Origin of the sequence: Alteromonas sp. Mac1, assembly GCF_001562125.1 — a bacterium.
Lineage (GTDB): Bacteria > Pseudomonadota > Gammaproteobacteria > Enterobacterales > Alteromonadaceae > Alteromonas > Alteromonas stellipolaris.
On sequence record NZ_CP013932.1, the window covers coordinates 369,884 to 381,590 of the forward strand.

Sequence of the window (11,707 nt, forward strand, 5' to 3'; positions counted from 1 at the left end):
AAAAAGGCGCCGGTTGGCGCCTTTTTTATTGCAATTTTTATCACTACTTATAGACGGTTATTGCAGCATGTCAGCTATATGAGAGCCAGCTATCGTAAGACGGCTAATCAAGAGCCTGCTATTCTAAAGTAACCACCATATCAAGACTGGTAGTAACGCCGCTGGGAGAGGTCACTAGCGCGCTAACAATCGAACTGGTGCTGGCTTCTGACTCATCTAATAGGTTAGTCAGTACGAATGTTAGTTGTCTGTTACCTGCCGCGTTGGTAGAAGGTACGGTGGCTTCAAGTGAACCTGAAATCCCTCCTTCAGAGCTTGTAATGCTAATTTCTGTATCTTCCGCTAATGGCTGATTGGCGGTATCTGAATACGCTAGCGATAGCAACGCATTGCTTCCTCTTGGGATACTCAATACAGGTGTTAACCCAGGCGGATTAGTATTGTTTGCTAGTTCATCGGTACTGCTGTTAAACGTAAGCAATGCCGACGACGATGACATAATAACCACCATAGCGCGCCTAACATGCAGCGCACTATTTCCGCAGCTTGTAGCATCGCATTGCGGGCCATCAAATAACCCATTGGCAGCAGTGAAGCTACCTGAACTGTCGTAGTCGAAAAATGGCTCTGTGGCATCATAACTACCGTCTTCGTTATCGTCCCGCCATGCTTCTGGGTAATCGATAAAACCCGTGGTGTCAGGTAGTAGTATAGAAATACCATTGCCTGTGCTACCGGTAATCGCGCCGCCATCAGCATCGTCGTATAGGTTATTGCCGTTAGCGTCTATTAAAGTTTCATGGCCTACCGCTGTCACCATTACCGTAATGCGGTGATCGGCTACTCTTGGCTCGGCACTCGTCCAAGTTACGCTGCAACTGCCGCTTTCAGTGGTGCAGCTTGGTTCAATTAACCCGCCTTCGGTGGTGAAGTTTAGCGTAGTGCCATCAGGCACTGGGTTATTAAACGCATCAGCTGCGCTAGCGGTAATGGTTAATTCGTTGCCGTTAATGTTGTGCGCTTCAGGGTTCAAACTCGATGGCGACAAACTAATACTGTTTTGATCAGGCAGGCCAGTGTTCACGCTAAGTAAGTCAGACTGAGACTGAATGCTAGTATCATCAATTTCAGTAACAGCAGTGACTCGAACTGCAGTAGGCACGCTACCCGCTGTCACAAAGGTGCTGACTTGGCCTTCAGAATTAGTCAGTGCAGTAGCAGGAGACAGCGCCAATCCACCAATATTACTGTTTAAGTTAAACGCCACTTCTTGTTGGGCAAGAGGGTTACCCAGCGCACTATTTACTTGAAAGGTTACCCGAGATACCGAACTCGCGTCTTGACCGCCGGTTCCACTTATCACAATAGATGAAGGAGACGCATCGATAAAAGCAATGCTACCTGCGGTTTCAGGCAAAATTTCTATAGAACGAGACACACTCAGTGTGCTGCTATTGATAGTAACCGTTGCACTTATCTCGTCGTCGAAGCCGGTATTTCCCGCGCAGCTATTATCCTGAAAGGTAGAGCGAGCTTGTCCGCTGGCGGTAAATACGGTTTCATCAATATCGGCGGTCTCGTTTGCCACACAAACAGAACTAAAGGTAACAGGAATGCTGGTGGCATAAGTTTCGCCTTCAGAATTAACCAGTGCTACGTTAACACCCAGGGTTGCGCCAGCCGCGATGACAACGTCTTCGTCCGTGGTGTAACCGTCTATTCCTAATAAACCAGCTACAAATTCACCGTTATCAAACGTACCAATTTGGATAACCTCATCGGTTACCGCAGAAGACTGAATTTCATAGTTGAGCGTGGCTGTTAAGGTTTGCTCATTATAAACGTATGACGCAGTGGCCGTGCCCGCACCTAGGTCGTTGTCAGTAGGAAGTAATTGGCTATTGGCTAGGCCGCCATTAGTTGTGAGAGCATCGTCTATGCTTACCGAGCCGCGAGACACTTGGAAGCTAACAATAGCATCTGTAATTGGGGTGTCATCGATATTTACCAGCGAAGCGCTAAGGGTACCGGTTTCATCAGCGGTAATTCTACTGACTTGATTACCTGCACTATCGCTTAAGGTGAGTGAAAGGGTAGGTAAAAAGACCGTGTCTGTGTCGGCAATCAAAAACTCAATGTTTGCTTGTGATGATGTGCTGTCGTAAGTGGCGGTAATTGTGCTGGCACCAGCAATAGCGCTATCTGAGTCTAAATACACAATCGCCTCACCGTTACTATTAGTGAGTTTGTCGCTAACAGAGAGTGTGCCGATACCGCTTGTAAAACTGACGATTTCTCCGGCTAACACCGTACCATCTTCGGTAATGGTCGCAGTGATACAGGCAGTATCACCAATATCGAAACTTGCTTGATTAACCGTATTACAGTTTGCGTCGCCTATTTCAAGTGAGAGTGCTACAACTGGAGAGGTGGTACTATCGTCGCCATCCGCACTGCCAAAGGGGTCGTCGCCGTTTGCCCCCGAGGTACCGTTACATCCTGACAATACCCAAACGAAAGCAAATGCCGCTAAAAGCCGCCCCATATACCTCTCCTTATGTTGCTACTCTTTTTGAGTAACGTCTTTTAAATATTGGAATAACTCCCTGTAAGCTTTAGGAGGAGCATTCTTTTCTTGCTCTTTTTTCACTTGGCGATGGAACTGCCTTAATTTTTGTCTATCTAGCTCAGGGTATTGTTCAATAAGCCCCTGAATGGCATCGTCACCACGAGTGATCACATCTTCGCGAGCACGTTCTAATTCATGGAACGCAGCGTTATTTGCTTGATGTTGATGGGTTATTTTAGCCAAGGCGACTTCAATAGGGGAATTATCCCTTTGTCTAAGTAGCTTACCAATGAACTGAAGTTGCCGTCTGTAACCGTCTTTTTTCTTATTGATGACACGTGCAATATCTAGCGCATCTTTCAATTCTTCATCAAGCGGAATGGTGGCGTAGTGGGCAGGGGTAAGGTTTACTACGGTTTGCCCTAGCTTTTGTAAGTCTTTAGATTGGCGCTTTAGTTCGCTTTTACTAATGAGCTCTTCTTCTGGCTCGGCGCTTTCTAACTTAGATTGTTGTCGTGATTTAGATTTCTGATCGCTCATTTCAAACTCATAAGTGTTACACTTTAGCTAAATTGTAACTATCACAGTCGGATTTAGACAGCGAAACTTACTATGCAAATTGAGCAACAGTTATCAGAAATTCAGAATGTCGTCGATGATGTACTGAAATTAGCCCTAAAAAATGGGGCAACCCAAGCAGAAGCAAGCATGTCAAAAGTGGAAGGTATTGCGGTATCTTCACGTATGCAAGAAGTTGAAAACGTAGAGTTTACTAACGATGGCGGCTTGGGCATTAGTGTTTACGTAGGTAAGCGAAAAGGCAGCGCCTCAACGGCTGACTTAAGCAAAGAAGCACTTACTCGTGCCGTGGAAAAAGCCGTAGATATTGCTAAGTACACCAGTGAAGATCCTTGTACTGGTCTTGCTGATGCTGAACTTATGGCCACAGAATTCCCCGATTTAGATTTATATCACCCGCAAGATCTTGATACAGAGAAAGCCATTGCCACCACAATTGAAGCTGAATCTGCCGCGTTAGATTACGACCCGCGCATTACAAATTCAGACGGTGCATCGTATAACGCTAATCTTGGTATGCGAGTTTACGGTAATACCCACGGTATTAATGCCGGGTATCCAAGTAGCCGTTACAGCCTTAGTTGTATGGTGATTGGTTCTCAAAATGGTGATATGCAGCGCGATTATGCGTACACAGTCGACCGTCAGGCGCCTTTATTGCAATCGGCAGTCTCTATTGGCACCGATGCAGCAAAAGCCACTGTAGAGCGTTTAGGTGCCCGTAAGATAAATACGGCTCAGGTGCCAATTCTGTTGCACAAAGATATAGCGTCCAGTTTATTTGGCCATTACGTGGGGGCAATCAGCGGTGGTAGTTTGTATCGTCGTTCATCGTTTTTGTTAGATAGCTTAGGGAAACAAATTTTTCCTGAGTGGCTAAACATTGAAGAACGCCCATTTATAAAGTCGGGCTTGGCAAGTTCTAGTTTCGACAATGAAGGCGTGGCTTGTAAAGACATGACCATCGTAGAGGGTGGAAAGCTCTCTACTTATCTTTACACCACCTATTCTGCGCGTAAGCTAAACACCCAAACTAATGGTCACGCAGGTGGCATTCATAACTGGTTGGTGGGCGACACAGGTCATAGCGACAGCGACTTGCTAAAAGAAATGGGCACTGGCCTGTACGTTACTGAACTTATGGGGCAGGGCGTTAACACGGTTACCGGCGATTATTCTCGCGGCGCCGCTGGGTTTTGGGTAGAAAATGGTGTTATTCAATATCCAGTCCACGAAGTGACCATTGCAGGCTGCTTACAAGATATGTTCGCTGGCATCGTGGCAATTGGTAAAGATAAAGATTTGCGCGGTAGCGTGCATACTGGCTCTATTCTTATTAATCAGATGAAAATAGCAGGAAGCTAGAGTCTCTGTTTCGATTTAAGTCGTTCAATCTCATTCGTTATATTTAGCGAGCTTGAACGAACTTGCTTAATTTAAAGATTGCCGCTGGCGAAATTCGCTGGGCGGCATGCCTTGTGACTTTTTAAACCGCTTCGAAAACGTAAATACATTGCTATAGCCCACGTAGTTGGCAATATAAGCAATGGGCCATTGCGTGCTAATCAGTAAATTTTTCGCCCTAAGCATGCGCAAATAAATAACATGCTGCATGGGGCTTCGACCGAACTGCGCAAGACATAGCCTGTGTAGGTGAGGGGCCGAGTAATGTACTTTGTCTACCAAGGCGCCTATATCCCAATTGAACTGCAATTGCTTTTCTACCGCCGCAAACAGAGCCGACAATCGAACTTGGTGCGTGCTTTTCACCGGGGTGGCAATATGCTGCAAATATTGCTGAATAATAGGAATAACCGCCTGTCGGTGCTGGCTGTTGGTTTCTAAATACAGTAACTCCATCGCATGATGTAGCCCTGACAACTCAATGTTGTGCTGTACGGGGTGCTCGACATCAAAAAAATGCTGCCATCGAGGACAATCAGATAAATTCAGCCAAATGATGTCCCACGGTTTTTGACCTGGACGTGGCGCTCTTTCGAGTTGCGGGGCTTTCTCGCCGTTAATTTTATTTTGTACTTCACTAGCTTCGTCTAGCACAGCGTTGGCTTTGCCTTGCATCGCATTAATTGCATCTGGCGTTGCGCTACTTTCATCAAAATGCGCAATTTGCACTTCAAAACTTTGGTGCGCAGGCAAAATAATCACACTTGAAGCAGGCAATGCATACTCGCCACTCGGTGTGAGTATTTTACCGCTACCTGTTAATGAATAAAAAATAGTGTGGTTAGGCGGGGTAACTCGGCCTACTTGATAAGTCCCTGATAAATTTGAGCAACCCGCCAACTCAATGTCTAGCGCTTTAATTTCTGGCGCATTCGTACTATCTATAAAACGTTCAAGGCAGTGTGGACCAATATTCACAATATCGCGAAAGGTTCGCTGCGCATGCGCGTTTTGGGAGCCATTGGAAATAAAGTTGGTAGGTTGCATAATTGTAAAATGAGAGTTTTGGATAAATCAAAGAGAGAAACAAGCATAAAGGATTGCGCGTGTTTCCGCTATATTTCACCTGTTATTAAAAAACCTTACCGTAAAAGGAGCCAGTAATGGCAAATGTTGCTCAAGTTGTTGCGCAAAAAGATTGGCAGAACCCTGTCGTATTTCAAAGAAATCGCGTGAATGGACATAGTCCATTAAACGGTTTTGTAACCCAAGACGATGCTAAACAAAATGTTAATGCGCAAAAACAAAGTTTAAATGGTGAATGGGAATTTAGGTTATACCCCCAACCTGAAGCCGTTGATGAAGACTTACTGAGCGAAGAGCTGTCTGAAGCTGCAAACTGGCAACCTATTACTGTACCTTCAAATTGGCAAATGCAGGGTTTTGATAAGCCTATCTACTGCAATGTTAAATATCCTTTTCCGGTAAACCCACCTGAAGTACCTAGCGATAACCCCACAGGCTGCTACCGTACTACTTTTTCGGTAACTGAAAATGCGTTGCAGCAGCGTAACCATATCGTGTTTGAAGGGGTTAATAGCGCGTTTCACCTGTGGTGTAATGGTGAATACGTAGGTTATTCGCAAGATAGCCGTCTACCGGCTGAATTCAATTTAACGTCCTTTTTAAAAGCCGGTGAAAATCGCTTAGCGGTTATGGTTATTCGCTGGTCTGATGGCAGCTATTTAGAAGATCAAGACATGTGGTGGTTAAGTGGCATTTTCCGCGATGTGGTGCTGGTAACAAAGCCACAACACCATATTCAAGATGTATTTGCTACACCAAAACTAGATGCTTGTTATCGCGACGGCAGTTTAGATGTGCGCACCGCCATTAACGCACCAGCAAGCTATACGGTGGGTATTCAGTTATTTGATGGTGAAACCGCCGTTACCGAACAAAGTGAGTCGGGCACCAATAACCGCCGTATAGATGAGAAAGGCGGGTGGGACGATGTGATATTTCAATCGTTAGCCATCACCGAGCCTAAGAAGTGGACGGCAGAGACTCCCTATTTATATCGCTTAGTCGTGACATTATTTGACGATGCGGGTGATGTGGTGGTGGCCGAAGGTTACAACATAGGTTTTCGTCAGATAGATATGCTTGATGGCCAGTTATGCGTTAACGGAAAGCCTATTCTTATTCGTGGTGTAAATAGGCACGAGCATCACGAAAGCAAAGGTCATGCGGTAAATGAAGCCGACATGATTGAAGATATAAAACTATTAAAGCAAAACAACTTCAATGCAGTACGCACCGCCCACTACCCAAATCATCCACGTTGGTACGAACTGTGTGATGAATATGGTTTGTACTTAGTAGATGAAGCGAACATTGAAACCCACGGTATGTTTCCTATGGGGCGATTGTCGAGAGATGCATTGTGGGCAGGCGCTTATTTAGCCCGCTACACACAAATGGTAGAACGAGATAAAAATCATGCTTCAATTATCATTTGGTCATTAGGTAATGAATGTGGCCACGGACCGAACCAAGATGCCATGTACGGTTGGTCTAAAGCGTTTGACCCTTCGCGACCTGTGCAATACGAAGGCGGTGGTGCCAACACTACCGCAACCGATATTATCGCCCCTATGTATGCTCGGGTAGATACCGATGTGCTAGATGACGCCGTGCCTAAATGGGCAATTAAAAAGTGGTTATCGTTACCTGGTGAAACCCGCCCTGTTATTTTGTGTGAGTACGCCCATGCCATGGGGAATAGTTTAGGGAGCTTTGCGGACTACTGGCAGGCATTTAAAGACTATCCCCGTTTACAAGGTGGATTCATTTGGGATTGGGTCGATCAAGGCTTAGTAAAGCATACAGACGGCGGTGAGGCCTATTGGGCCTACGGTGGTGACTTTGGTGATACTGACAACGACCGTCAGTTTTGCATAAATGGTTTGTTGTTTCCTGATCGCACGCCGCACCCTGCATTATTTGAAGCTAAATACTGCCAACAGCACTTAGCATTTACGCTTAAAGCACTAGAGCACGAACAAGCTGGCAGATATCAATTAACCATTACCAGTGACTATGTATTCCGCTCAACCGATAACGAAGCACTGCATTGGCAATTACTGGAAAACGGAGAGTGCGTTGCCAGCGGCACTAAAACACTAAGTATTGGCCCCCAGTCGTCACAAACGTTAACGATTAAACCAAATTTTAAGTTTGTACCTGATGCGACATATCACTTGAATATTGATGTAGTCCTAGCAAACGATTGTGATTGGGCGAATGCTGGGCATGTGTTAGATACCGAGCAGTTCGAGATTGCTAACACCGCTGGATTCTCTGTTTTTACATCGGCCAACACCAATACTGGTGACGCCACAAATGGCGAGAACAAAGACGAGGGCAAAGCCAAAGCTCAAGATAAATTAACGGTAGAGCACACTGAATCGAAGGTGAGTATTCAGGCGACAAGCAATTGTTTCGTTCTTAATGCTGACACTGGGTTACTTACGTCATGGCTAGTTGATGGCGAAGAGCAGTTAAGTGCACCATTGGAAGATAACTTTTTCAGGGCACCGTTAGACAATGATATTGGTGTAAGTGAAGTGGATAACCCCGACCCTAATGCGTGGGAGTCACGTTGGCGCCGAGCTGGAATAGGGCAATGGCAACGCAACTGTGCAGGTGTCGATGTAGTTGTAAGCACACAAGACGTGCGGGTGACGGCACTGTTTAACTATCATTACGATAATGCCTTAGTGGCATCAACAAGCTGGTGTTACCGCGTGAATGCTACAGGCACATTAGACTTAGATGTTCAGGTTAAGTTAGCCGATGCATTACCTCCGATGCCGCGTATTGGTTTGCAGTGGGCCGTGCCTCGTTCAAGTCAGGCTGAAGCAAAGATTCAGTGGAAGGGGTTAGGCCCATTTGAGAACTACCCCGACCGGTTAGCAGCAGCTAGATTTGGGAGTTACAGTGAAAGTATTGCCTGCATGCATACGCCTTACATCTTTCCTACCGACAACGGGCTTCGTAGTAATTGCCGAGAACTTAGCATTAACGCTATAAAAGTAGCGGGTGATTTTCACTTTGCTGTAAGCCCGTACGGGCAAAAGCAGCTTGATGAAGCTAAACACACCTGCGACCTAACGCCAGCCGACAATACCTATGTGTATTTAGACCATGCCCACATGGGGGTAGGAGGCGATGATTCGTGGAGCCCGAGTACACACAAAGCCTTTTTGTTAGAGAAAAAAGCGTATCGGTATCACTTAAGCTTGAGTGCTTTAAAAGCCAGTGCTGCAAATTTCTAAAGCAAAGTAAGAGGCCCGAAAGTTCGGGCTGTGATTGTTTGCGCACTGTTAATCGAGAAGCATGCACTAGCAGTCTGTCATAGTATGCAGAACTTAGTATAAGCTACACGAAAAAAAGCCGCTCTATTGAGCGGCTTTTTGGTATTTAATCAGGCTATTACTTACAACGGGAATACCGTTAGTATCTCTGTTTGGGACAATTAGCCGTCAACAGAGCCGCAGAAGCGGTAACCTTCACCGTGGATGGTCACAATCAACTCTTCATCAGAAGGATCTGATTCGAAGTGCTTGCGAATACGGCGGATAGTTACATCTACAGTACGGTCGTTAGGGCGAAGCTCACGACCTGTCATTTCCATAATTAGCTGCTCACGGGTAAGAATTTTACCTGGGTTGCTAAGGAATAAATGTAATGCACGGAATTCACTGCGTGGTAAACGGAACTCTTTACCTGTTGGTGAAATAAGTGAACGGCTGTCGCCATCCAAAATCCAGCCATTGAAGTTTACACGGCTTGGTAAATCATCGTCTTCTGCTGAGTTAGTGGTGCGAGATAACAAGTTACGCGCACGAATAGTCAGTTCACGAGGATTGAAAGGCTTGGTTAGATAGTCATCTGCGCCAATTTCTAGACCTAAGATACGATCGACATCGTTATCACGGCCAGTAAGGAAAATAAGACCTACGTTTTTACGGTCGCGTACTTCACGCGCCAAAATTAGGCCATTTTTACCTGGCAGGTTAATATCCATAATAACCAAATTAATTGCGTGATTTTCAAAGAAGTCATGCATTTGATCACCATTTTCAGCTTCAAATACATTGTACCCTTCTGCTTCGAATAAACTCTTTAGCGTGGTACGTGTGACCACTTCATCTTCAACAATTAACACATTTGGCGTCTGCATGGTGTTTTACACTCTTTATAAAATCGGTTTAAGCAATTACTGATTAAATTTTAATATTCGTTTACTTATATGCAAGTTACTACCGAATATTATTAAATTCAAGGTATTGGGGTTAGCCAACGAATTTCAAGCAAAGTTCAATAGTTATACAGGTATTATGACGTTTTCGCACTGGAAACAGGAAAAACAATAACAAATTCTACACCACTACCTACTTCGCTGGTAATCGATATAGAACCATTTAGCGCTTGAGTGACTAAATTGTACACTAAGTGCATGCCTAATCCAGACCCCCCTTGTCCACGCTTTGTGGTAACGAAAGGGTCGAAAATACGTTTACGAATATCTGATGGGATCCCGATACCGTTATCCCGATACACTAACTTTAGCTTGTTCGTTGTAATTAATTCAGCACAGATATCAATCTGGCCTTTTTCTATGTTCTCAAAACCATGAATAACCGAATTCATAATAAGGTTAATAATGATTTGATTAATAGGACCAGCCTTCGTTTCAACGCATAAGGTAGGGTCGCAATCTACGTTGATGTTGTGTTGTAATTTTTTTAAGCGAGGCTGTAACGACAGTAGTATCTCATTAACTAGCTGTGCAAAGCAAAAAGTTCGGCTACTTTCGCTCGATTGATCCACTGCAACCTGTTTAAAACTGGAAATAAGCTCGGCAGCGCGGTTTAAATTGCGATAAATGATGTTTAAATTTTCATGACTTTCATCCATGAAGCGTTTCATGGCACTGGCTTTTAGGGTTTTATTCTCAAAATCCCTTTCAATAACTGCAAGTCGGTCGAGCATCATAGTAGAAGCGGTAACCCCTAAACCAATGGGGGTATTAACTTCATGGGCAACTCCGGCCACCATGTCACCCAACGATGCCATTTTTTCATTTTGTACAATTTGGCGTTGAAACTCATGCAGCTTTTCAAGGGTTTGAATTAACTCTTGGTTGGCGTCTTTTAGCGCATTAGTTCGTTGGCTTACCATTTCTTCTAAGCTGGCATTCAGCTTTCTGTGCTGCTCTTCGGCCTGTCGCTGTTTATGCATGTATTCTTGTATGCGAGACAGCATAATATTCACATCATCAGACAGTACGTTTATTTCTTTAACATTCGACGGCTTTGCTCTAGCCGAATAGTCGCGCTGCCTAGAGGTGCGCTGTAAGAAAAATGAGAGCTTTTCGATAGGTGTGGTGACACGCCGCTGAAAACGCACGGCTAATAGAAAGCTGAATACCAGTAAAAAAAGCATTACGCTAAGATTAATGATGATGGTTTTAACTATATGATGATTAAAGTCTTCTGCCGACATGCGAAGGTAAACCCAGCCTAAAACATCATTCGTTTCTCGGTCAAAAATTTTCCTGCTACTTTCAAGGTAATCGTTGTCTTCCGTTAATAAAGGATTTTGATCTAAATTGATTAGCTGCTTTTGCTTGCCAGGAATTAGTAATTGACCGCCCTTGTTGTAAGAGGCGAAACGTTCTACAGAGCTTTGGGTTTCAGAGTCATCGGGTAAGCTTTTATAGATATGAACGTTTAATACTTTGTCTGCAGCGTCTAAAAATTGCAAAGACTCTTCAACCAAAGCTTGGCTAGAATTTTTAAGTGGGCTAGCAACAATGTTAACCGTCATTGTTAATAGTAGATTTGCGTGGCTATCCAGTTCATGTCGATAAGCATTAATTTGGGTGTAGATAGACAAACCGGAGGTACTTACCAGCGAAATGGTGGCGATAGACATCACCACCCACAAAAATAAACTTCGTATAGAAAGCTTTAAAGCCCGATCTGCCATGCTAATTATCAGATTTTCTAATTCAATGAACGCTCAATAATAGTGGCGCATTCTTTAACAAAAAGAAAGAAACGCCGTACAAGCCACTAAAGGCCG

7 protein-coding genes are annotated in these 11,707 nt (G+C 44.5%); 2 read left to right on the forward strand and 5 right to left on the reverse strand.

Going from position 1 to position 11,707, the window contains the following annotated elements; translation table 11 throughout:
* Positions 1-118: 118 nt before the first annotated feature.
* Both AV939_RS01485 and yjgA read right to left on the reverse strand, forming a co-directional pair.
* On the reverse strand, positions 119-2,545 hold the full coding sequence (locus AV939_RS01485) for an Ig-like domain-containing protein (RefSeq protein ID WP_057794564.1): 2,427 nt from the start codon (positions 2,543-2,545) through the stop codon (positions 119-121).
* Between the two features lie 18 nt (positions 2,546-2,563).
* Positions 2,564-3,109, reverse strand: coding sequence for a ribosome biogenesis factor YjgA (gene yjgA, locus AV939_RS01490; RefSeq protein ID WP_057794562.1), 546 nt, complete (start codon positions 3,107-3,109; stop codon positions 2,564-2,566).
* A gap of 72 nt (positions 3,110-3,181) precedes the next feature.
* Here yjgA and pmbA point away from each other — a divergent pair, with 72 nt between their 5' ends.
* Positions 3,182-4,513: a metalloprotease PmbA gene (pmbA, locus tag AV939_RS01495; RefSeq protein ID WP_057794560.1), complete on the forward strand. Its 1,332-nt coding sequence runs from the start codon at positions 3,182-3,184 to the stop codon at positions 4,511-4,513.
* A 66-nt stretch (positions 4,514-4,579) separates the two neighbouring features.
* Here the strand turns inward: pmbA and AV939_RS01500 are convergent, their stop codons facing one another.
* The gene (locus AV939_RS01500) at positions 4,580-5,599 is read right to left on the reverse strand and encodes a helix-turn-helix transcriptional regulator (RefSeq protein ID WP_057794558.1); all 1,020 of its coding nucleotides are present in this window, start codon (positions 5,597-5,599) and stop codon (positions 4,580-4,582) included.
* Positions 5,600-5,715: 116 nt separating this feature from the next.
* Here AV939_RS01500 and AV939_RS01505 point away from each other — a divergent pair, with 116 nt between their 5' ends.
* A complete protein-coding gene (locus tag AV939_RS01505) occupies positions 5,716-8,892 on the forward strand; it encodes a beta-galactosidase (protein ID WP_057794556.1) in 3,177 nt (1,058 codons plus the stop codon).
* 200 nt (positions 8,893-9,092) lie between these two features.
* On the opposite strand, the gene arcA is transcribed toward AV939_RS01505, so the two are convergent.
* Both arcA and AV939_RS01515 read right to left on the reverse strand, forming a co-directional pair.
* Positions 9,093-9,800, reverse strand: coding sequence for a two-component system response regulator ArcA (gene arcA / locus AV939_RS01510; RefSeq protein ID WP_013785842.1), 708 nt, complete (start codon positions 9,798-9,800; stop codon positions 9,093-9,095).
* 155 nt (positions 9,801-9,955) lie between these two features.
* A complete protein-coding gene (locus AV939_RS01515) occupies positions 9,956-11,611 on the reverse strand; it encodes a HAMP domain-containing sensor histidine kinase (protein WP_057794554.1) in 1,656 nt (551 codons plus the stop codon).
* Positions 11,612-11,707: the final 96 nt, after the last annotated feature.

Coding starts and splice junctions, on each gene's coding strand:
- yjgA (WP_057794562.1), bottom strand. CDS start 3,109: ATGAGCGATCAGAAATCTAAATCACGACAACAATCTAAGTTAGAAAGC.
- AV939_RS01500 (WP_057794558.1), bottom strand. CDS start 5,599: ATGCAACCTACCAACTTTATTTCCAATGGCTCCCAAAACGCGCATGCG.
- pmbA (WP_057794560.1), top strand. CDS start 3,182: ATGCAAATTGAGCAACAGTTATCAGAAATTCAGAATGTCGTCGATGAT.
- arcA (WP_013785842.1), bottom strand. CDS start 9,800: ATGCAGACGCCAAATGTGTTAATTGTTGAAGATGAAGTGGTCACACGT.
- AV939_RS01505 (WP_057794556.1), top strand. CDS start 5,716: ATGGCAAATGTTGCTCAAGTTGTTGCGCAAAAAGATTGGCAGAACCCT.
- AV939_RS01485 (WP_057794564.1), bottom strand. CDS start 2,545: ATGGGGCGGCTTTTAGCGGCATTTGCTTTCGTTTGGGTATTGTCAGGA.
- AV939_RS01515 (WP_057794554.1), bottom strand. CDS start 11,611: ATGGCAGATCGGGCTTTAAAGCTTTCTATACGAAGTTTATTTTTGTGG.